The sequence below is a fragment of the Paenibacillus sp. UMB4589-SE434 genome (genome assembly GCF_030226685.1).
Lineage (GTDB): Bacteria > Bacillota > Bacilli > Paenibacillales > Paenibacillaceae > Paenibacillus_B.
The window spans coordinates 115,085-138,617 of the sequence record NZ_JASOYK010000008.1; the positions used below are offsets into that span (position 1 = coordinate 115,085).

The window sequence follows — 23,533 nt, forward strand, 5'->3', positions numbered from 1 at the left end:
ACTAATAATAGTTGCTACGACCATTATAGGTATCAACCTGTATCGTGTCAATGAAGGGAGATGGCCCAAATTGCTTATGGCAGTGGTACTACAGCTATTCTTGAGTGGAAGAGACCGTGCGAAGTCGTGATCCGCCCATACGATTCATGACTTCGATCGCAGCCTGCTTATACCCGCCAGCTTGACGTAATGTCTCACCTATCACGTGAGCCTGCTGCCTGTAAGATGGATCGTGCAGAACCTCTAACAATGCGGCTTTCAAGCTCTCCGGTGTAAGCTCCCGCTTATCCACAACCACACCGGCCCCAAGTTCCTGTACTCGCCTAGCCACCATTGGCTGGTCAGAAGTTAGTGGAATAGTTACTAAAGGCACATTAAAATACAAAGCCTCACTTGTGCTGTTCATGCCAGCATGGGTTATAAAAGCATCTACCTGCTGCAGCACCTCTAACTGTGGAATGTATGGTCTTACAATAAAATTGTCTGGGATAAGATCAGCCACCGATGTCAAATCCGTATCTTTGCCTGAAGATAAAATAAATTGAATCGGCAACTCTTGAAAGGCCGAGAAACATAACTTGTAAAAGTTAAGGTCTCTATTTAATATGGTGCCCATCGAAATGTAAACGGTATGCTTGTACTGTTCGTGGGAAGTTTCGAATGAAAATGTTGGAGCATCTGCACGAGGGACGATGGAGGGACCTGTGAATACAAAGCTGTCATCCAGCTTATCCACCTGCGGTTGGAAATACCTGCTCGTATACACAATCTTAATTTGCCCAAAATGCTTGACGATTTCATCCACTGGTGGAGTGGCCACCTGAAACTTGGTAGCTAACTGCTGAGACAGCTCCTCGATTACACTATAAAGCTGCTTCATTTCCTCGGTGTCTTCATAAGATCCTTTACTTAATCCTAAGGGCTCAGCAAAAGCGAAGGAAGCTATCGAGCATGCTGCTGGTATACCTAGTCTTTCAGAAACAACCTGCCCTCCCCATCCCATTAAAGAATCGTATATCATATAGTCATATTCGCCCTGCTCAACGGCGTCCAGCACATGTGGAACCATTCGTTCAACAAGTCCTCTAAGTATCATGTAGATAAATTGGTTGGGATGCTTAAACTCAATTGGCTTTAAATCCGGGTCGTCTGAAAAGGCCTGTCTGTCAAAATGGAACGTTATGAATTTGGCACCCGTCTGTTCTACACGAGTACGGAATTCTTCAGTACAAGCGTAAATGACTTCCTCACCGCTATCCACCAATTGCTTAACCAAACCTAAAGATGGGTTAACATGTCCCTCCGCAGGCATCATTACAACTAACACACGTGCCATCTTCTCCACCTCCGATAAATGTCGTCTTTTCCTTACATAGAATTGGATGTACTCGAACTCCGAGCCTCTTCATAGGATTGCTTACCCTCGGCACTTCGTGTCGTAATACGGAACGATGCCAGCAAGCTTAATAGCACAAAGCATAGCTGGAGCGACAAAGCTATTAAGACGCCCGCCAAGATACCCCATTGGAACGTCTCACTTAAAGCAATAAGTGCACCGCTTAAACCTATGCTTAGTCCAATACTAAAAGAGTCGACAAATTGCAGTGTCGCAGACACTTCGCCTTCCTTCCCTGCCTGAGCGTACTGCAAAGCAATTGCCCCAGTAGTAGGGTTAGCCAACCCGACGCCAAATCCAATAATGATCTGCGACGTCAAGGCGAGAACAATCCCTCCGCTTGGTAATCCGACCGCCATGATCACAAATATGACCCCAACGATCATAATACCGATGCCATACGTCACCCTGCTTCTCCGACCGCGACCAAGGTCTCTTTCGTCAAGTTTGGATTGTACCCATGCAGCTGTTGACCAACTTAAAGCTCCCGCAGCAACAATGAGACCCGCCACTTCCTCTGATAATCCCTTCACTTGTGTAAGGGCCAAAACAACGTAACTTTCCGTCGCAAAGTAACAAGCCACATAAAATGCTCTCGTAACCATCGTTGCTGGCAAGCCCTGCTTCACCTTAAACGTGCCTTCCGGAAGCAGCATCCGCAATGGCTGAATCATCATAAATACACCAGCCACCGTGAGTACAATGCCCCACCAATTGATAATCCCGCCTAAGCCAGTTAACAGCAAACCTGTGCCAAGGGCGAGTAAGATCGCATATATTTCTTTTTTACTCCCTCGAGGAGTTGTTGATCCATTACCAGATAAATTACGAAATGAAGGGAGCGTCAAGCTTAGAGCGAGAGCAATTAGCGGCAGCACAATCCAGAACACCCATCTCCATGATACATAAGCAGCAATAAGTCCTGCTACATAGGGTCCGATTAATGCGGGGATAACAAAGGCCATTGAAAACGCAGCTAATATCTTTGTGCGAAGGGCATCAGGATATCGCAGTGTTACGCTGTAGTACACACATGTACTGAGGGCACCTGCCCCAAATCCTTGCAAAGCTCTGCCTGCAATCATCATGTACATATGGAAGGCAGTTGCAGCGATCACAATACCAATAATAAAAATCGTGAATGATAATAAAATAGAACGTAATACACCATGCTTGTCGAGCTGTTGGCCTATAACCATCGTGCCAATGATTTGTGACAGCAGAAACGCGCTAAATATCCAGCCATACAAATGAATACCTTGCAAGCTCTGCGCCAATGCAGGTGCAATGGTTGTAATAGCCAATCCTTCAAACGCTACAGTCGTCAAAATCAACATGATGCCAATCGTTAGTGACCTGTAAGGCGGGCTGAAAATGCTTATTGTTGAGTTTGTCTCTAACCACCTCCTAAAAAATTATTATTTGTTATAACAATACTAGTCATAACAACTATCGAGCGTAATAAAGGCAACTCCCCAAACTTATTCTCAATAAATTGGTTACGCTGCCCGTTAACTCCTATTAGTTGCTATGACTATTATATCCATGACCATTAACAGTGTCAACACCATTAATCTCCTGAAATTGGATAATACCTCTTCCTTAAAAAGAACATCATCGTCTATTGCTTGCCTTAACAAAACAGTTCGTCAACCTGTTATGAAATCGAGCGTAAGATGATTAGAGAAAGCTCGTCTCAATTAAAAATGGGTAGAACGTTATTTATTGGAACTGCTGATCGCGTGGTAATAGGCTGACTGAAGGGATTTGTATCCTATTCCTACAATTGCTAAAGCAATCACGCCTGCTGCTATTGCAACGCTAAACCCCATTCGTTCGCCAAAACCATCGACAACCCATCCCCCCGCTGCTGATCCTAGAGCAACCCCGACACCGAGTCCTGTAATGGCCCAAGTCATACCTTCCGTTAATTGCGACTCGGGGACGATTTTCTCCACTAGTCCCATCGTAACAATCATAGTAGGAGCCACAGACATACCGGCGAAAAATACAACGAATGCAAGCTTGACTATGCTGTCTACGAAGATCAGCGGGATCATCGTTACCATCGCCACCGCAACCGTTATTAGAAATTGAAGGTATAGCGGTGTCCTTAATTTAAGCGTACCGAACACCAAGCCTGCCAAACAGGAGCCGATCGCATAGATGGACAGCACATAACTAGCCGCCACTGTGTTCCCCTGACTTTCTGCAAAGGCTACACTAACGACGTCTATTGTGCCAAATATGGTACCCACAGCAACAAGCGTGAATGCCAACAGCCGTAATGAACCAATCTTAATTACAGTACCTGCACTCTTCAAGCTAAGGGGACGAACAGTAGGCTCTGTACTCCTTTGCAGCGTAAATAAGACTACCCCTATCAATAAGAAAATACACGACAATAGCGGACCCGCTTCAGGAAAGAACATAATACTTAGTCCAACAGAAATGACAGGACCTATAATAAAACAAAGCTCATCTACAACTGACTCAAAAGAAAAAGCAGTATGCAGCATAGGAGAACCACGATACAACTCCGTCCAACGTGCACGAACCATGGCCGACATACTAGGCATACACCCTGCTAGCAATGCAAATAGGAACAGCGTCCAGACGGGTGCTTCGTATCTTGTACATAAGAGCAAGGAAATAATCGATACCACGCTAATTCCCGCGGATGGGAGCAGCACTCGGGATTGCCCCAATCGGTCTACCATACGTGAGATATGAGGAGCGATCAAAGCTGACGACAACGCAAACGTAGCTGCAACAGCACCAGCAAGCCCGTATTCACCGCGTACCTGCGACAGCATCGTAACGATGCCAATCCCCATCATCGAGATTGGCATTCTGGCAATAAAGCCTGCTGCAGAGAATCCCTTTGCACCAGGAGCATTAAATATCTCACGGTATAATTTAAACATACGATACCTCCATTCAAAAGTTAAACCAGCACACAACTGTCCCTGCCTTGGTTACTTCATACTAACTCACTGCGCGCAGAACAGTACTAGAACTAAGAGAATTTCTGCGCCTGGCGTCGAGATCATCCACATTGACATACACGCCGTATGTGAAATACTATATATACATACGATTCGTATGTCAATTACTATTTCTTGATCAACATTTGCGTTCATACTTTTCTGTGAGGTATTATAATGCGACTAATCAACATACCTGATAACCTTTTCTCGTTACCTCCTTGTGCACGATCAGCGGATATAGCAGAGAAGATAACACTATACAACAAATACGTATGGAAGCAGGAATCTGAATGGCTCGAAAAGCAAGAGCAGAAATGATTGAAGAAACACGCACCAAATTATTGAGTGCGGGCAGACAAGCATTTGGCACGATCGGTTATGCAGACACATCTATGGATGACCTTACTGCTTCCGTGGGGCTGACACGCGGTGCGCTTTATCATCACTTTGGCGACAAAAAAGGTCTGCTGCAAGCTGTAGTCAAAGAATTGGATGTTGAAATGGATGTGAGATTGGAACAAATTTCAAATGCAGCAGTTGGGCATTGGGAGGGCTTTGTCGGTCGCTGCCGCGCTTACCTTGCCATGGCGCTCGAACCAGAAATTCAACGAATCGTGCTTAGGGATGCACCCTCGGTGCTGGGTAACGCATATTCTCAATCATCCCAATCACACTGCCTAGCTTCCATGGCCCATATGCTTCAACAGTTGATGGACGAGAAGGTTATTGTAAGGACGGACAGCGAGTCATTAGCAAGGCTCCTGAACGGAGGACTGGTGGATACCGCTTTCTGGATTGCAAGCTGCAAGGATGCAGAGGCAGGCTTGGCAACAAGTTTACACAGCCTTTCCATTGTATTAAGCGGGCTGCTGCTGGATAAGTAATTCATTTGATCTGTCATCGATTCTAATTTAACAATCATCGTATGGCGTATATCTTCCACCTCTTTAGGGGATAGCTTAATAATCTGGTCTGTACGATAGCCTTACTCAATCAATATCTCTTCATTTATAACCACAAATCACTCGTGATTGGGCAAATCACTGCTTGATTAAGATGAAAAATTGTGAAAGCTGTGCTAAAATACATAATTGCATCTGTCATCTTAGGGAGGTTTATTTCATTACCATGCTAATTATCGGTATCGCCGGCGGCACCGGATCGGGGAAATCAACGGTCGCCAAAGCCGTCATTGACCGTCTGGGGACAGACAAAGTAACGTTTATCTCTCAAGATAACTACTATAAGGAATATCCAAATCTCAGCTTTGCCGAGCGTGAGTCGCTTAATTACGACCATCCACTCGTGTTTGATAACACGTTGCTGATGGAACACCTTCAAATACTTAAAGAAGGCCAGACTGCTTTAGCACCCGTATATGACTTTACCTTGCATGCGCGTTCTAGCGAAGTTATAGAGCTGAAGCCCTACAACATTGTCATTCTGGAAGGGCTGCATGTCCTATCGGACGAGCAGCTGCGTCAGTGCCTCGACATCAAGGTGTTCGTAGATACCGATCCTGACGTGCGTATACTTCGCCGTGTCCTGCGAGATATTGAGGAACGTGGTCGGACGATTCAATCGATTCATAATCAATATTTAAATTCAGTCAAGCCTATGCATGAAGCCTTTATTGAGCCTTCTAAGAAATATGCAGATATCATTATCCCGGAAGGTGGCCAGAACGAGGTTGGTATTCAAATGCTAACCTCGATGACGGAGAAATATTTGACTTGCGACTGGAAATCCACATAGAACAATATAAAAAGGCAACCGCATTTTATCGCGCTTGCCTTTTTATGAATGCAGTGAAGCCGTATGAGCACCTTCATTTTGCAACATAAACTTTATTCCCTATTTTAGCAACCACCACCGTTCCCCCCTCGCGGTTACCCCACATTGGAAAATGATCTTTGATCGCTAACCCTCGTAAATACTCAAAGTCCGGATGAATGACATCCTCTGTCAAAAACGCCGATGTGCTGCTTCCCGGTGCCCTGGCTTTGTTTAAGGCGTCAATGATCGCCTGTTTTGATCTAATTCCGATACCATGCCCGTAATAGAGATCATTAGCCAATAAAATGACGTTCTCTCCCTGCCATTCCGGAAATTGTGGGTCATGATCAGGATTCTTGAAATAGAGAATATCTCCTGGATATACTTCTCGATTAGTACGTTTAGCCACAAGCTTTAAGTCGCTATCATAATTCCAATCCCAAATGAACAGATCCTGAAAGTAGGCATTAAAGGCCTCCTTCTTAATCATATCAAGAGTGGCCTTATAGAGAATAATTACGATCGCCGCTGAACATTCAAATGCATAAAGCTTGCCCTGCTGAAAAATATCATTGATTGCGTCTGAGGGCAATACATCCGGTCTAAGTTGAAACCCGCCGTTCTCTGCTCGCACCCAAAACTGCTCGTTGCATCGCGAACGTTCAAATACTGCAAAATCAACACCACTAAAGTTTAAAGCTGTGGCAGCTTCTACTATACTCGTACGCATCTTTAATTCAAAGTCCAAAGCTTCGAGCGAATTATAATAATAGGTCTCTGGACTTCGTTCCTTCTGTGCCAGTATTCCTTGTTCGAATTCAGATAGCTTTAGCGTACTTATCGGTTTCGAATGTAACTCCGAGATCTGAATCATTACTTATCCCAACCTTCTGGTCAATAGGCTACTGTATACATGTATGTACCTTGTTCGAAGTTGGTGCCACTGAGCGCATGAGAGATGTTTAAGATGCAACGTGAAGCTAGCCAGTCCTACTATATAAAAAAGACAATCGCTTAAAATAGCGACTGCCTTTTGAGATACATCAAGCGAACATTTTCACAACCTTATCGATAAAAACAGAGATGAGATGGAGCTAAATGATATCGGACCCATACCGACAAGAAACAGCTAGAGCGAACTCCTCATCTCCATTAATACTTACTCGTCACCCTCGACATTATGGTACACCTGCTGCACATCATCCAGATCTTCCAACGCATCAATCATTTTCTCAAATTGGGCTTGTACATCTTCTGGGAGTGTCACATAGTTCTGTGGCAGCATCGTTAGTTCTGCAATCGTAAACTCGGTCACACCTGCTTGCTTAAAGGCTCCTTGGACAGCATGGAACTGGTCTGGTTCAGCGTAGATAATTACTGTCTCCTCTTCCTCGAGGATGTCTCGTACGTCTAATTCCGCTTCCATCAGGATCTCAAGCGCCTCATCTGCCGTCTTGCCTTCCAGACCGATAACAGCCGTCTGATCAAACATATAGTTAACAGAGCCCGTAACACCGAGGCTGCCGCCGTTTTTGTTAAATGCAGATCGTACCTCCGAAGCTGTACGGTTCACATTATTCGTTAATGCATCTACAATGACCATCGAACCGTTAGGTCCGAAGCCTTCATAACGGAGTTCGTCATAATTCTCATCTGAACCGCCCTTTGCCTTCTCAATCGCACGGTCAATGATCGCTTTTGGTACGTTGTATGTCTTGGCACGCTCAACAACAAACTTTAGAGCCTGATTAGACTCGGGATTCGGTTCGCCTTGCTTCGCCACCACGTAAATTTCTCTTCCGAACCTAGCATATATACGACTTGTATTCGTGTCCTTCGATGCTTTCTTCTCTTTGATATTATTCCATTTACGTCCCATACTGTTCTCGCTCTCTTTCCACATTGAATGTGTACAATCGTAATTATTATATCTCGTATAAGGAACCTGAGCAAATTAGATTGTGATTTGTGAAGGTGGAAATAGGCCAATGACAAGTATGGGCGAATCCAATAATCCAAGAACCGTATTTATTATCCAACGATAATGGGAGCAGATTTCACAATAAACAGGGGCGCTGCCGTGTTATTCTAAAGTGTAAATTGCTTTTTTGTCTTTTTCTATCCATGTCATTACGTATCCTGGCCTCGTACTAAGAACTCCTCTTCCTCTTCAGCAATTAACTTTTCTGAATTTCTACTTTAAACCACTTCCCTCTACCTCAACCTGCATAAAAAGCGGCTAAGCCGGATTTCATTCCTGCTTAACCGCTGAAGATTCTATATGATATATGCCGATTAAAGACTTGGTGTATAGAAATTTTGCGTGTAATACACTTTATAGGAACCGCCAAAGGATACGCCAACTCCTAATCTAGTAAAATCACCTAAAATATTGTTGCGGTGACCTTCGGAGTTCATCCAATTTTCATGCGCAAAAATAGCACTTGTTTGACCTGCTGCGATATTCTCCCCAGCTTGCTTGTATGCAACCCCGTCCTCTTTCATCCGGTCAAATGGAGTTTCACCATCTGGATTGCTGTGGTTAAAGAAGTTTCTCTTGCCCATATCCGCACTATGCTTACGGGCTGTAGTTGCAATCTGATCATTCCATTGTAAGGGCTTCTTGCCGTGACGAACACGCATCGTATTGGTCAGGTCAAACACCTCTTGCTCAAAGCTACTGCGCAGACTCTCGCTCGGAGTTCCGTAATAACCTTGGAACGCCAACTCAGTCTCTTGTTGGATCAATTGAATGGAAGAAGCTTTGGATTGCAGCTTCGTATCGTAGAACACCGTAGCGTAAAGGCTTCCAACTTTATGAAGGCTATACTTGCCACCATTATCTTTATATTGATAGATTGTGTTCCCTTTCTTGATTTGGTTCAAGGCAGGTCCAAATACAGCAGTGATCTCATTTTTGGTAGATCCAAAGCCAACTCCGCCAGCCTTCCACTCTTTTGCATTGGTATACAATGCAACTACCTTATGGTTACGCACTCCAACCTGCAAATAGCGCTCATAATCTTTGTTGTAAATGTACCATTCAAAACCATATTCGCTGCTATCTTTCCGACTCGGCTCTCCCACGAGCTTGATAAGCTGATCCTCGTTTAATCCAATGGATACACCTTGGAACTTGATTGCGGCAGCCTGCTCATTAGACAACATGCGTACTGCAGCGTTCGACTTGATTGGCGCTGCCGAGGCAGGTATTGCCTGGATCACACTACCTGTTACAAGTGCAAGACCTGCGACTAATACTATCAACTGTTTTCGCATCAACTATCATCCCCATTCTTAACGATTTACGCTTGGACGATGAACAATAGGGGCGCTTTTTCAACAAAAAAAGCGCCACCCTAATGGTAGCGCGAAAATATACGACTTCTCGCAATTAGGGCAACCCGGCTATCATCGCACCTTGCAGTGCATTAGACCCGTGGCTTTGCGTCCCCTGCTTTCGCTAAGGTTTGCCATTATCCATATTTAGCGTTTTGATACTATTATGATACCACGGGAATAAAAGGCTTGTACATCTCTACTAATTTATATTGAACAAATATAAATTCACGCTTATGAATCTATATACCTTTGCCTCTATCTAATTTGACAAGTAGCTATTATATAGGGGACAATAGACCAGTTGTAAAAAGAAAAGGAGTGGTAGATTTTAAGTATGCATTATTCTAGAAAAATACTATATGGCCTCTTAGTTATCACCCTATTGATGAACCTTGTACTTCCTCCTTCCATGGTACTTGCCAGTGAAGGATTACTGAATGCATTGTCCATCGTAGGGAGCAATTCCTCGCAAAGCGTAACCAACTCGACCTATGGTCAGGGGAATAACAGTGTCACCAATGCAACTTATGGGCCGATCACGCAGAATATCATTACTTCGGTCACGATGAAAGATGAAACAGGACGTAATATTACAGACGTTAGGCCTACACCGGGCTCACGTGTACAGATTGATTTTACGTGGGGACTGCCAGCGGGCCATACCTATGGCTCTGGTTCAACCTTTACATTCCAGCTTCCCGACAAATTTAATGTAGATCGTATTTTGACTGGGAATTTAACTGGTGATTATGGTACATACGTCGTAACTCCAGAAGGGCAAGTGACCCTAACCTTTAACGAAGAAATTCAAGACGGACAAGAATTAAAGGGTGACTTCTTCGTATGGAGACAATTTAACAAAGACAAGTTCTCTGGTAGCAGCGAGCAGCCCATTACGTTTGTTTTTCAGGGTGACTCCACCATTATTCCTGTCCATTTTAATACGAACATAAGCAGTCTTATGGACAAAAGAGGAAATCCCAATAAAGGCATGAACCCAAGTGAAATTAATTGGGAAGTCGATATCAACAAAGGCGAGCAGAAAATTGAGCAGGCTGTATTTGCAGATAAACTCCCTATTGGTCTGAATATTGATCTGAACTCCGTTAAAGTGTTCAAGTTAGACGTACATTTAAATGGTAGCCTTGTTGAAAAAGAACTCGTTGCTGGTAGTACACCACAAATCACCACAGACGGATTTGGACTTAATTTAGGTGATATCCAAAATGCTTACAGAGTGAAGTATACGACCAAGGTTACATCAACTTCGGATCAAACCTACAAGAATACAGCCACAGTAAGTGGAAGTAACCTTGCTGCTCCCATGGATAAGTCAGCTCAAGTAACTGTAAGATTCAGTAAGCCGCTTGATAAGAAGGCTGTCAACTATGATCCCTACACACAAACGATTCATTGGGCCGTACAGTACAACTATAATGAACAAGCCATTGAACAGTCTAAAGCTTGGCTTCAAGATACGTTTAACAAGAGTCAGCAGGAATTGGTAAGACCGTTTGAAGTGTTTGAAATGACGATTGATGCCAATGGAAATGCTACACAAGCAACAGGAACTCCACTAACTGAAGGCACTGATTATACGGTTAATGATTCCGTTGGATATGGATTTAAATTAGAGTTTCTAAACGATATTCACGACGCTTATGAGATCAAGTATGCGACAAAGGCGATTAATCGGGTGCATGCAGATGCCACCACTGTTGAGAACAATGTTAAGATCGTAGATAACCCTACAGGCGTGAATGCTGCGCAAACGATTTCCCAAGTAATTTTTAACAAGTACCCAGGTACAGTTGATTATGCTAGCAAGACAATTGAATGGAAGATTTACCTTAACCTTGATCATAAAATAATGCAGGATGTTATCATTAAAGATAATTTTGCAAGCCAAAAATTAACTTTCATTGAAGACAGCTTGGATATTCAAGGCCTTAAAAAAGGTGTCGATTATACAGTACAACCTGACGCAACCTATAATGAAGGATTTAAGATTACATTCAAGAATCCGATCTCTCAACAATATGTTTTCACATACAAGACTAAATTCGACCCAACTGCTAATAAATCGAAATATGTGAATACAGCTGTATTGGATTGGAAAGAGAATAATATTTCACAACCGTCCATCTCAAAAACAGCAACCGTCGTGCCAGATAGCTATACGCGGGACAACGGGAATAAAATAGGTGTCTATGACGCAATCACAAAACAAATTACGTGGATGATTGATTTCAACTACAATCTCCATGGTATTACAAATGCCGTCATCCGAGACTTTTATACCGGTGAACAAACGCTTGTAGCCAACTCGCTCACCGTTCATCAACTGAACCTATTGGGCGCTGATAATAAAGTCAGTGTGGGTAGCCTTGTTCCAGAGGCAGACTATTCGTTTGATAGCACGGTCAAAAAAGACGGGAAAGACGGCTTTGAGTTAAGCTTTAACAAGCCAATTAATTCTGCTTATCGGATCACGTACAAGACGAGTCTGGATGGGCATCCGGTTACAGCTTCCTATTCCAACGAAGCTTCGCTGCGAGACGGCGCAGGCTCTATGACAACATTATTTGAGAAGAGTGCTACGGTTGCACCAAAGCATGGCGGTGAGTTTGTAAATAAACTGGGTAGACAGGGGACTGGGGCTGACGCAGAATTTGCATTCTGGCAAGTAAACGTTAATCGCAGCCAATCCTACATTCAAGCTGGCTCGATTTTAACAGATACGTTATCGCCAAATCAGCTTCTGATACCAGATGCGGTGAAGTTATACCATACCACAGTAGATAAGAACGGGAATTTAAGTAAAGCAGGACTCGTAAATTCAGATCAGTATACCGTAAATATTGTAGGAAATACACTGTCCGTAACGTTTATCAATGAACTCCGTGCTGCTTATATTCTGGAGTATAAATCATTTATTAATGCCGATAACGGCGAGAATATTAGCAATAAGGTATCCTTTAAAGGTCAATCTGCGGGCAGCGTTGACAAAAATACGAGCAATCAGTTTCAGGTTCAATTCTCAGGAGCTGGCGGTGGAGCAACTACCCCTGGCAAAGGGAATCTCACTATCATTAAAGTGGATGCCAGCACAAAACTTCCATTAGCTGGCGCCAAATTTGGACTATATGACAAGTCGGGCAATACTTTGTTGAAAGAGCTTGTTACTGACGTCAACGGAGCAGCCACTTTTGAGAATTACAGATTAAAAGATTATAAACTTAAGGAATTAGCTGCTCCTACGGGTTATGTGATTGCAAGTGAATATCAGAACGGAAAGCTTATCACACTTCGTAAGGACATGGCGCCAATCTCAATCGGTAATGTGAAGGACGAATGGGATGTCGAGCTGACGAAGGTAGATATCGATACACCTACGAAGGTTCTTCCTAATGCTGTGTTTAAATTGCAAGTAAAAACAGGAGCAGAGTTCAAGGATGTAGATGGTTATACAAGCTTAAAGACAGCTCTAGACGGTAAGATTCGACTGTCTGCACTGAAGCCAGGAAGCTATCAACTTATTGAAGTCACGGCCCCACAGGGATACAAGGTGGATACAACCCCACTTGGCTTTACCATTGTGACAAACCAATCTACGCTGAAGACACTGATCGCTAAAAATAAGTTGATCAAAGGAACCGTCGAGTTGACGAAAGTAGATGACAGCAAAGCTGCCTTGCCTCTTGCCAGAGCAAAGTTCCAACTACTAGATGCTGCAGGCAAAATTGTGCAGGTTGGAACAACTGACCAATACGGCAAACTGCTGGTTAACAATTTGTCAGCAGGAACTTATAAATTTGTGGAGACAGCCGCACCTAAAGGTTACAAGTTAAGTACGCGGCCGTTAACATTTGAAATCGTGGATGAGAAGAAGCTGGAAGTTACTTTTACAAATGAACTGCTTCCAGGCAGCGCTAAGCTCGTTAAAATCGAAGCGAGTCGCCCTGATATCAAGCTGGCTGGAGCTCAGTTCCGTCTATTGGACGAGAATCAGAAACCGATAGTTGATGCATCTGGCAAAGAGCGTACGCTTATGACTACTGATAAAGACGGGCAAGCACTTATCCCTGCTCTTAAGCCAGGTAAATACTTCGTCGAAGAAGTTAAAGCACCTTCTGGCTATATGATTGACCAGAAGTTAACTGGATTCGTTGTGATCAGCGAACAAGATACGGTAATAACGGTAGAAAACAATCGCGAGCCGCTTTCAGGTTCCGTTAAGCTGATCAAGATTGAAACAAGCCATCCAGACGTGAAACTTGCTGGGGCTCAGTTCCGACTAATGGACGAGAATCAAAAACCAGTAGTTGATGCATCTGGCAAGGAGCTTCCGCTTCTAACTACTGATAAAGACGGACAGGCACTTATCCCTGTCCTCAAGCCAGGTAAATACTTTGTCGAAGAGATTAAATCACCTTCTGGCTATATGATTGACCAGAAGATGACTGGATTCGATGTGATCAGCGAGAAGGAGGCGGTTGTAACGGTAGCGAATACGCGTCAACCGGTCACACCGCAGCCACCAGTTGATCCAACGACTCCTCCTGATAATGGAGGTAAGACTCCAGATCAGCCGGGCGGTGAGACGGACAAGCCGACCGACAAACCTGACGGTAACACGGACAAGCCAACCGATAAGCCTGACGGTAACACGGACAAACCAACCGACAAGCCTGACGGTAACACGGACAAACCAACCGACAAGCCTGACGGTAACACGGACAAGCCAACCGACAAGCCTGACGGTAACACGGACAAGCCAACCGACAAGCCTGACGGTAACACGGACAAGCCAACCGTTAAGCCTGACGGTAGCACGGACAAGCCAACCGTTAAGCCTGACGGTAGCACGGACAAACCGACCGTTAAGCCAGGAGGCAATAGCAATAATAACTCTGGGGATAATACCAACACCGGTACAACGGATGAAGTCAAGGATACGAGTGTAAACGATAAGACAAGCAATCGTGAACCAGACCGTGACAACAACTCTGGTAACGTTCTGCCGAAGACGGGTGAAGATAGCTCATTGCCTATGCAGCTAATAGGTGCAGCCTTGATTTTGCTGGGAGCAGCTCTTATCGGGATTCGTAGAAAATGGTTTAGAGCATAACTTCCTTATAAACAAAATAAAAGAAACGCCTGTTGAAGTATTCAACAGGCGTCTTTATTTTCCCAAAAAGCTTTTAACACTTTAAATCACATCATTCTTGCTCAAATACACATGTAAAATCTTGCCCACGCTTGTTCATCTGTAATTAAAAAATACTATTAAAGATAGTAACGGCGCCGCATATATTAAAACTGAATTAGTAGAGATCATCATCATGTTTCTGTATATCTTATAGGTCATTTATTAGTAGAAAAGCTAGCAGTACATATAAGGTCGCGTATGTTGCTGATAATTAGTAATATGTGATCTGATCGATTCAAATTAGGCCACTATCATCCGCATTGGAATATTAGATGGTCCCGGGCTTATACTGAGAGCAATGTCCAGAATAATTAGTCGACTCGATAGATGGAATTATAATTTAACACAATAAGAGAGAATACCTGAACGGTATTCTCTCTATCAAATTATCTTAGTACGTACATTCTATTGTATTGCATCTTCATACATCTCAAACTCTCGGATTTGCTGCTCACAAAGTTCCTTTATATTCATACCTCTCAGATAACCATCAACCCACTGTATGGTAGCATCTAACGCCTGATCTAGTGACCATCTCGGGGTCCAACCAAGTTCAAGAAATGCTTTAGAGCAGTCCAATTTCAGCATATTCGCCTCGTGACATTGTTCCTGCTTATTAACCAGATAGCCTGGGTGCTGGTGAGGCCATTTTTTAAGCATCTGATTAACGATCCATTCTACTGGCTTAGCATCACTCTCTTGTGGACCAAAATTCCAAGCTTGTGCATATTCTTTGCCCTGTAGATAAAGACGTTGACAAAGAAGCAAGTATCCCGATAAGGGCTCCAATACGTGTTGCCATGGGCGCACGGCCTTAGGATTACGAATCTCAATCTGGTCCCCATTGATAAGTGCTCTTATTAAGTCAGGTATCAATCGATCTTCAGCCCAGTCGCCACCTCCGATCACATTGCCTGCCCTTGCTGTTGCCACTCTAACATCAGTCGTTTGTAAAAATGAACGGCGATAAGCAGATGTAATCAGTTCTGAGCATGCTTTGCTACTAGAATAAGGATCGTAACCACCAAGTGGCTCATTTTCGCGATATCCCCAGTGCCATTCTTGATTTTCGTAGCACTTGTCGGTGGTCACATTTAAAATAACACGTAATGAACTACAGCTACGGGCTGCCTCCATAATATTTACTGTTCCCATCACGTTCGTCATATAAGTCTGAACCGGTTCCTCATAAGATTTTCGAACTAGGGGCTGGGCAGCCATATGAATGATGATATCAGGATTTGACTCTATTAAGGACTCCTGTAATAAACCTAAATCCGTCACATCACCGATAATTGAACGTATCAAAACATTTTCTAACTTACTCAGTTCAAACAAAGACGGAGTGGTAGGAGCTGACAACGAGTAACCCGTAACATTTGCCCCCATACTATGGAGCCATAAGCTGAGCCAGCCTCCTTTAAAGCCTGTGTGTCCAGTAAGAAATACGTTTTTACCCCGCCAAAAGCTACGATCCACCCTGCCTGACTTCATCATAGACACTCCTGACCTTCCTATTAATTCATTTCACTAGTATTGTTTGTAACTCATTTGATATAGAACAAAGTTTGTATATAATAATGACTCTACATATTTTGTTTCTGACTCTTTCCCACCTGCAAGGAACTGTGCAATATCTTTAATCGTCTGATTACTCTCAGCGCTTCTTGTTGGCACAATATTGATAATTGAAGATGGCTCAAATCCATGCAGTCGAGAGTGTGAGCAGATTAAATCTCTTATATATATTTTTCGATTGTGGAGCGAAGGAGAGGCATTTAACATTTCAAACAAGGCCTCTATACTGATACTATTATTAACCATGAATATTATTTTACCAGTAGCACTCATCACCTGAGCGAGCCTGCTGAACATGATTTCCAAATCATCCTCATAACAATCCAACGGTTTTTCTACAAAGACCAAATCCATTTTACCGTTAAATTCCTCTGGTATATGCTTAAAACTATCAATCACAGATGCACTACCAGCAATAGATTTTATATCCGTTACATATTTGTCCTCTGTCGTACAAATAGATAACTCGGGTCTTATACCGAAACGAGACCATATTTCATTACTAATCTGCAATAGCGTAGCTCCACATTTAACATCTATACCTAATATGGTCTTTACATCTGACAATTTGCTAAAATCTAGATTCAAATAAGCCAGATTCATTCTTGCATCTAACCATGCGTCGAGACCGTATCTATCTACAAATGTTTTTCTGCCTTCCTCCATGGAGTTAGTTTGGTGATCACTCGCAGTTGTAATACTACCATAATGATGTGTTACTGTATCAGCACAATAGACGAGTTTGTATCCCGCTCGTCTGATTCTAAAACTAATATCGTCGTCTAGAAACTCACCACGGTAATAGCGTGTGTCGTAATAACCAATACGATCAAGAAGGGCTGTAGGACAACATAACACATTTGGCAATAACACAACGCGCTCTTCCCACTTTGACGGATCACTTACATTATATTCCCTTGCCTCTTCTTGAAATTCCTCGATAGAGTTAAATGGAATCGAAATTTGCTGCATGTTAGTGATAGAGGTTGCACCTGGAGATACAAACCCAATCCTTGAATCGGACTCAATGCAAATCATTAAGTTACTTAGCCAATTAGGGGTGAAAATAAAGTCATTACATACAGCAGCGCAATATTTTCCTTCTGCCGCCATTAATCCCATATTAAATCCTTTAACAAGGTGAATATTATACTCTAAGTGAATAACCTTTGCACCCGAAATAGAATCAAAATACTGTTTCGTGCCATCCGTAGACCCATTATTGACCAGAATTAATTCATACTCCACATTATCCGTGTTTAACAGAATACTTTCCACACACTGTTGTGTGTATTCCAGATTATTATAAGCAAGTAGAATAACACTCACTTTACAGAGAGCCTTTTCTCCCTGTGAAGCAATATCATCATTATCTATAGTTCCTACTTCAGGGAAAAAACGTGGATAAGTGTGCTTATCAACTAGATTTTCAACAATATACGCAATCTCAAACTCTAGCACCCGGAACAAGGAACAAAAGTGAAATTTAAAATCATACAAGAACAAGTTTACATTATCGTCTGTTATATCTTGTTTCATCTTTTCAATATAATATCGAATATTAGCATTAATCTCTTTTACTCGATGAGGTACAGATACATCAGCTGTGACACTTTCCAGAATATCCACTAGTTCAACTATATTATTGAATACTGTAATATTCGACAAGTTCAATTCACCTTGTTGTATACAGTCCTCCAAGTATTGTATTCCTTCGTATCCTGTCTGTAACATCTCCAGAATTTGTGTAGCTATCAAATTATCCACGGCTATCCCCTTCACTCACAATCATTCCATCAGTACTCTTATTAAAGTCTTTCCATTGTTCATCCTTCGACGAAATAGTAATTCCTTCTTTATGAGGCCAGTTAATGCCAAATGCTGCGTCATTCCAACGAACGCCAGATTCACAAGTCGGAGTGTAGTATTCACTGACCATATAATGAATACTTGTATTATCCATAAGTGTGAGGTAGCCATGAGCAAACCCTTTTGGGACATATAATGATAATCGATTCTCAGCAGATAAAGTTATGCCAAACCATTTTCCAAAAGTCGGACTATCTTGGTTCAAATCGATAATCACATCGTAAATCGCTCCTTGAAGACAAGTAACAATCTTATCTTCACAAAAGGGAGGTAGCTGGAAGTGCATGCCTCTAAGTGTAAGCGAATGTCGATTGAATGCGACATTCGTCTGAACTACATCAAACTCTATTCCATGTTTTAATAACGTTTTCTTACAAAAACTCCTAGCAAAAAAACCACGGCTGTCTTGAATAGGTTCCATCTCAAGGACTGCCGCACGATGTAAAGGCGAAGGCTGAACTAACATATTTACTCTCCTCATGGCTAATAATACATTCATAATCTATAGGCATATGTGTTGATCGCTTATCCTGTTTCAACCGTTAATAGCCTACCTGAAAATCCAAGCTCATTGAGTTGCTCCTGTATTTGTTGTTTATGTGAATTAGCAAAAAGAATAATCTGATCAAATTGTTGAACGCTCTCTGCAGTTGGCTTGACAATAGGAATACGTACAATATGATGGCCATGTTTAGCTTGGTCGCTATCAAAAATGCACTCCAGTTGAATACTCCCTTCAATCATTGCAAGGAAACAAGCCGACTCTGCCCCCGCTCCCCACGCAGCTATCTTAGCTTTTGTTGAACACTTTGACTTTAACTTTTCTAGCGCAACTTGGCGCTTGCTATCAAAAGTATCTCTTGAAGCAGGTACTTTCTTGGCATATAACTCAAGTAAATTTGGATCCAGCGCTTCTTGTGCACACACAATAGTCAGCCCTGCACGGCGTGCCATCTCAGTCAAACTCGCAACTGAAAAATACTGAATGTGATCGGTGCACAGATTGTAGTATAGTCGTTCTTGAACTATACGCTGTCCATTTGGGACTTCGATCAGGAGGATACCATTATCATTCAGCAATTGAGCTGCTTGAGCAAACACTTCCGAAGGTTGTTCAAGATGCTCGAGTACTTCAATTATACTGATAGCATCGAATCCAGCTTCAAAGCTAAGACCAGCATGAAAATAATCATGTACAACAGAAAAACCTTTCTGTCTTGCACTTAATGTGCTAGTCAAAGATGGTTCCACTCCATATAACTCCTCAAAGTGTTCTTTTGCCATTTCAAGATAGTGTCCTACTCCACAGCCTATATCCAAAAATCGTTTCCGTGCCGGAGCCCATCTTGCCAGTCGCTCTAGTTGCTGTTCTCGAGTACGCTTAAAACTTGCACCCCAAAAAGAACCCATAGAGTAATCCTCATAATAATCCTCACTAATATGGGTTGGAATTTGGGTGTGTCCACATGAATTACAGCAATAAATTTCTAGATCCCTCAAATTTAATTGATCCGAATTATACTCACTCATTAAACTATGCGGAGCTCTATTATATCTTTCAATAAGCTCGCATTTTTCCCCACAAATGCAGCATAAAATAGGAGATCATCCTCTCTATCATCTGAAAAGCAGAACCTTGAGCATCCTTCTAACAAACACAGATAGTTCCTCTATTGGTTCTAATTCAGACATATTATGATATTGACTAGTAAATTCAAATTCTAATACTGGATCGTTGCCTTCTGGTCGGATGATATCAACGAGATGACCATACTCTTGTATTGCTATTTTCTGCACAAGAAGAGCGTACTGTAGTACGCTCAAAGTCTCATTCCCATATGCATGAACAATCCGATCCACGGGGCGATGTTCTAATACCCACATGACCTTCTTGCACACATCAGATACGCCTACAAAATTGCGCAGTTGAGTGCCTGGAGTCATAAGTGTTATCTTATGTTGCTCCGCCGCTTCCTTGCAGAATAAGAACGGTATGAGATTCCAACGTTTAAACTTTTCGCAGCTTTCAGGAACTCCAAAAAGATTAGAAGGTCTAATAATCCATGCATTTACCCTATGAGTACGATCAAACATTTGAACAGTCTGCTCTGCTGTACTATGTGCTAGACCATAATCGTTGCGAGGGGAAATTGGTGTGCTTTCTACCAACTTCCCTTCTGATTCTCCAAAAACATGAAAACTGGAAAAATAAATAAAATTGCGAATATTATTATTCACACAAAAATGAAGCGCGGCACGAATCCCCATCACATTTTCCGAAAGTGCACGATAAGGATCTGACTTGTACAATCCTTCATTTGGAGTAACTGTATGTATCATCGTGTCAATTCCGCTAACTTTAAGAGCTGTGATCTCATTTGGATTTGAAAAATCCATTTGTAGATCACCCGTCATATCTCTTGTAGCCGATATAATATTATAATTGTTATTTTTTAGTATTTTTTTCAAATGAAGCGCTATATAACCATTGCCACCACTAACCAGAACTGTATTCCGATTCATAATGTTTCACCACTGTAGGGAATTGTAACATTAAAAAATGACTGCGCCCATGGCTGTGTCGTTTGTCCAATCTCATGTTGCCCCGTGTCTGCATGACGATAATAAAGTGAGCCGCTGCTAAGATGTTTATTCCTTAACAAAGCTTGATTGCCTATCGTTACATGATCACCAACAATACAATCACCAACAATCATCGAATGAGGGGCAAGTGCTACCCCTGTTCCAAGTTTCGGATATACACCATTTATGGCTCCAACTGTACAACCCTGATAGCAAACAAAAAAATCACTGTAAGATGCCTTACCTAATACTACACCGCCACCATGCACAACCAGAAAAATATTGGGCATGTCAGCGTCATACATACAAACGACTCCGTTCAGGGTTTTATTTAGGTAAAAAATCTTGGATGCGAGCTGAGTATCCTCATACTCCTTCCATACCGAGTTAGATAAAAACCATAAGAATAACGTGTATTGATCAGAATGGAGATGTGAAAAAAAGGTAGTTCCCTCATGATGAAAAGATTTGATCGCAATATGCTTAAAACAATATTCCGTGCGTTCTAATGCTTGGCCCAGAGCCTTTTCAAACAGCAACTCTTTGCGTGGAAGATCATTATCTGGAAAATAGTTATTCAGTTGCTTAAAAACATACGCCTGTAAATCATCGCTCGATAAAGTTAATTTAAACAAAATATAACTCCTCTATAAAAAGACTTTAATTGCTCCTTGTTGAGCTGACAGCAATTATTCCGTCCAAACCTTCCATGGTGCTTTCTTATTTTCCCAAAGCTCATCAAGTACAATTTTCTCACGTAACGTATCCATAGGTTGCCAAAATCCTTCATGATGATAAGCGTTCAGCTGACCATCCTGCGCTAACTGCTGTAGCGGCCCCTGCTCCAAGATCGTAGTATCGCGATCATGGATGTAGCCGAATACTTCTGGTTGGCAGACCATAAAACCACCATTAATCCAGCTACCATCTCCCTTAACCTTTTCTGCAAAGCCTGTGACGTTGTTTCCCTCTAACTCTAAACGCCCGAATCTACCATCGGGCTGCACAGCTGTAATCGTAGCAAGTCGATTGTTTTCTTTATGATTCCGTACAAGTTGGTCGATATTTATGTTGGCAAGACCATCACCATAAGTCAACATAAATGGATTATTTCCGACATATGGCTCAATTCGTTTGATACGGCTACCTGTCATTGTATTCAAACCAGTATCTACTAAAGTAACCTTCCATGGCTCAACTTTATTCTGATGAACCTCCACACCATTACCCGAAGTGAAATCATAAGTTATCGCTTCAGACATGTGACGATAATAGTTGGCGAAATACTCCTTTATGACATAACCTTTATATCCTAGACAAATGATAAATTCATTATAGCCATATTGAGAGTATATCTTCATAATATGCCATAAAACAGGCTTGTCACCGATTTCAACCATTGGTTTTGGCTTTAAATGTGATTCTTCACTGATTCGAGTACCTCTACCGCCCGCCAAAATAACAACCTTCATGACTTCCCACTTCCCTGTCTTGTAGTAGATGGAGCATATATTCTATTAAGTGTATTGACTTATATCTATTAGAATAGGGACTTCCTTATATACTTTATCGACAAATAGTACAAAATATTAATAGCGTTCATATCCATCCGCCAAGACAAATGGAAGCATGTACTTCATTTTATTTGACACAAAAATGCAACAAAATATTGAACACGTTATTATACCAATAAAAACGTATTAAATCCCGTGAACGTCTACTTCCCCACCGCCGCGAAGTCACCGAAGAGATGTGTCAGGAATATCCCTCGAAATAAACTCTGCAGCTGATGAAAGTTTCACGCGTCGGTTATTACAAGTGGATTCGGTAAACTACTAAAATGATCCTACTCCTGCAGTAGGAGTAGCAACTAGAAGAGCATAATAGGGCCATTCACCTCCTCCATCCACTATAGCTACCTGCTTGTGTTTGTGAATTTGAGCCATGAAAAGCTTCACGTCACCCACAAGAGTGTACACATGGAAAACCAAATAGCCACTCCCAGAGGGTCCCGGAAGCGGTTGTTGCATAAAATGCCTTTTCAAATCTATTTAATAGGAGGAAGACCAAATCGAACATAATCCAACATTATCTAATATGTGTTTGAAAATAGTTTGACAAACTATAAACTAGTACTATATAGTGCTAATATGATCAAAAAAACAAAGACCTCAAATCGCAGCATCGTCATGCGAGTAGCTACAACCCTTTTCCTAGAAAAAGGATACCAAGTCACCAGTATGGATGAAATCGTTGCCGTCAGCAAAGTATCTAAAACCAATATTTATTACCACTTCAAAAGCAAGGAGGAGCTTTTAGCCGCCATTGTCGACCAAATGGTCGATCATTACAACCACATTATTGTTGATATTGTGCAAAAAACACATCTTCCTGTAGTAGAACGAATTGGCGAAATTACGATGCTGCTGTCTGAGCATCAATCTAACAGTTTAGGCGGATGTCCCTTTCTTACGATTTACGTCCAAACATCCCATGAATTTGAGTTTGTGAGGGAGACGATAGGTTCATTTTTCCAAAACCAAATGCACACGATAGAAAATCTACTGCAAGAAGGTATTACACGCAAAGAGTTCAGCAGTCAGCTTCCCCCTTCGCAGCTTGCTGCTCTTATCCTGTCTACTATTGAGGGGGCCCTATTTTTACAACATACTAGAAAAGATCCTTTATTACTGCCTAACATCCTTCAAACTTTGGCTTTTATGCTGAAGTAATTTTTTTACCCACAATTAGTACTGTATAGTACTATATAATACAAAAAATAAGGAG

The 23,533-nt window shown here is 42.1% G+C and carries 17 protein-coding genes and 1 riboswitch; of the genes, 4 read left to right on the forward strand and 13 right to left on the reverse strand.

What is annotated here, in order from left to right:
- Positions 1–94: 94 nt before the first annotated feature.
- The 3 genes from QP775_RS21895 to QP775_RS21905 form a co-directional block, all read right to left on the reverse strand.
- Complete coding sequence (locus QP775_RS21895) at positions 95–1,336, reverse strand: macrolide family glycosyltransferase (protein WP_239329637.1); 1,242 nt, start codon at positions 1,334–1,336, stop codon at positions 95–97.
- 32 nt (positions 1,337–1,368) lie between these two features.
- Complete coding sequence (locus tag QP775_RS21900) at positions 1,369–2,733, reverse strand: MFS transporter (protein ID WP_285108971.1); 1,365 nt, start codon at positions 2,731–2,733, stop codon at positions 1,369–1,371.
- Between the two features lie 381 nt (positions 2,734–3,114).
- On the reverse strand, positions 3,115–4,323 hold the full coding sequence (locus QP775_RS21905) for an MFS transporter (RefSeq protein WP_285108972.1): 1,209 nt from the start codon (positions 4,321–4,323) through the stop codon (positions 3,115–3,117).
- Positions 4,324–4,676: 353 nt separating this feature from the next.
- Here QP775_RS21905 and QP775_RS21910 point away from each other — a divergent pair, with 353 nt between their 5' ends.
- Positions 4,677–5,270: a TetR/AcrR family transcriptional regulator gene (locus QP775_RS21910; protein ID WP_285108973.1), complete on the forward strand. Its 594-nt coding sequence runs from the start codon at positions 4,677–4,679 to the stop codon at positions 5,268–5,270.
- Between the two features lie 244 nt (positions 5,271–5,514).
- Positions 5,515–6,141, forward strand: a complete 627-nt coding sequence (gene udk, locus QP775_RS21915; RefSeq protein ID WP_239329645.1) for a uridine kinase — start codon at positions 5,515–5,517, stop codon at positions 6,139–6,141.
- 73 nt (positions 6,142–6,214) lie between these two features.
- Here udk and QP775_RS21920 read toward each other — a convergent pair whose 3' ends face one another.
- The 3 genes from QP775_RS21920 to QP775_RS21930 all read right to left on the reverse strand — a co-directional run bounded on the left by QP775_RS21920 (position 6,215) and on the right by QP775_RS21930 (position 9,441).
- Complete coding sequence (locus QP775_RS21920) at positions 6,215–7,036, reverse strand: protein-glutamine gamma-glutamyltransferase (protein WP_285108974.1); 822 nt, start codon at positions 7,034–7,036, stop codon at positions 6,215–6,217.
- Positions 7,037–7,321: 285 nt separating this feature from the next.
- On the reverse strand, positions 7,322–8,041 hold the full coding sequence (locus QP775_RS21925; RefSeq protein ID WP_239329649.1) for a YebC/PmpR family DNA-binding transcriptional regulator: 720 nt from the start codon (positions 8,039–8,041) through the stop codon (positions 7,322–7,324).
- A gap of 416 nt (positions 8,042–8,457) precedes the next feature.
- Positions 8,458–9,441 carry a CAP domain-containing protein gene (locus tag QP775_RS21930; RefSeq protein WP_285108975.1) on the reverse strand — a complete coding sequence of 328 codons (984 nt, stop codon included), beginning with the start codon at positions 9,439–9,441 and terminating at the stop codon, positions 8,458–8,460.
- A gap of 116 nt (positions 9,442–9,557) precedes the next feature.
- A riboswitch (cyclic di-GMP riboswitch) is annotated at positions 9,558–9,647 on the reverse strand.
- A gap of 266 nt (positions 9,648–9,913) precedes the next feature.
- On the opposite strand from QP775_RS21930, the gene QP775_RS21935 reads away from it, so the two are divergent.
- Positions 9,914–14,635 carry a SpaA isopeptide-forming pilin-related protein gene (locus QP775_RS21935; RefSeq protein ID WP_285108976.1) on the forward strand — a complete coding sequence of 1,574 codons (4,722 nt, stop codon included), beginning with the start codon at positions 9,914–9,916 and terminating at the stop codon, positions 14,633–14,635.
- Positions 14,636–15,121: 486 nt separating this feature from the next.
- Here QP775_RS21935 and rfbG read toward each other — a convergent pair whose 3' ends face one another.
- The 7 genes from rfbG to rfbF all read right to left on the reverse strand — a co-directional run bounded on the left by rfbG (position 15,122) and on the right by rfbF (position 22,218).
- Positions 15,122–16,210, reverse strand: coding sequence for a CDP-glucose 4,6-dehydratase (rfbG, locus tag QP775_RS21940; RefSeq protein ID WP_483312041.1), 1,089 nt, complete (start codon positions 16,208–16,210; stop codon positions 15,122–15,124).
- Between the two features lie 36 nt (positions 16,211–16,246).
- Entirely contained in the window at positions 16,247–18,061 is a 1,815-nt protein-coding gene (locus QP775_RS21945) for a glycosyltransferase family 2 protein (protein WP_285108977.1), read from the reverse strand.
- The gene (gene rfbC / locus QP775_RS21950) at positions 18,054–18,629 is read right to left on the reverse strand and encodes a dTDP-4-dehydrorhamnose 3,5-epimerase (protein ID WP_285108978.1); all 576 of its coding nucleotides are present in this window, start codon (positions 18,627–18,629) and stop codon (positions 18,054–18,056) included. Before rfbC ends, QP775_RS21945 begins: the two co-directional genes overlap by 8 nt.
- A 59-nt stretch (positions 18,630–18,688) precedes the next feature.
- A complete protein-coding gene (locus QP775_RS21955; RefSeq protein ID WP_285108979.1) occupies positions 18,689–19,573 on the reverse strand; it encodes a class I SAM-dependent methyltransferase in 885 nt (294 codons plus the stop codon).
- A gap of 207 nt (positions 19,574–19,780) precedes the next feature.
- On the reverse strand, positions 19,781–20,686 hold the full coding sequence (locus QP775_RS21960; protein WP_285108980.1) for an NAD-dependent epimerase/dehydratase family protein: 906 nt from the start codon (positions 20,684–20,686) through the stop codon (positions 19,781–19,783).
- Positions 20,683–21,381 (reverse strand): LbetaH domain-containing protein, encoded by a 699-nt coding sequence (locus QP775_RS21965; RefSeq protein ID WP_285108981.1) that lies wholly within the window; start codon positions 21,379–21,381, stop codon positions 20,683–20,685. Before QP775_RS21965 ends, QP775_RS21960 begins: the two co-directional genes overlap by 4 nt.
- Before the next feature lie 54 nt (positions 21,382–21,435).
- Positions 21,436–22,218 (reverse strand): glucose-1-phosphate cytidylyltransferase, encoded by a 783-nt coding sequence (gene rfbF / locus QP775_RS21970; RefSeq protein ID WP_285108982.1) that lies wholly within the window; start codon positions 22,216–22,218, stop codon positions 21,436–21,438.
- A 678-nt stretch (positions 22,219–22,896) separates the two neighbouring features.
- On the opposite strand from rfbF, the gene QP775_RS21975 reads away from it, so the two are divergent.
- Positions 22,897–23,478 carry a TetR/AcrR family transcriptional regulator gene (locus QP775_RS21975; protein WP_285108983.1) on the forward strand — a complete coding sequence of 194 codons (582 nt, stop codon included), beginning with the start codon at positions 22,897–22,899 and terminating at the stop codon, positions 23,476–23,478.
- Positions 23,479–23,533 lie beyond the last annotated feature (55 nt).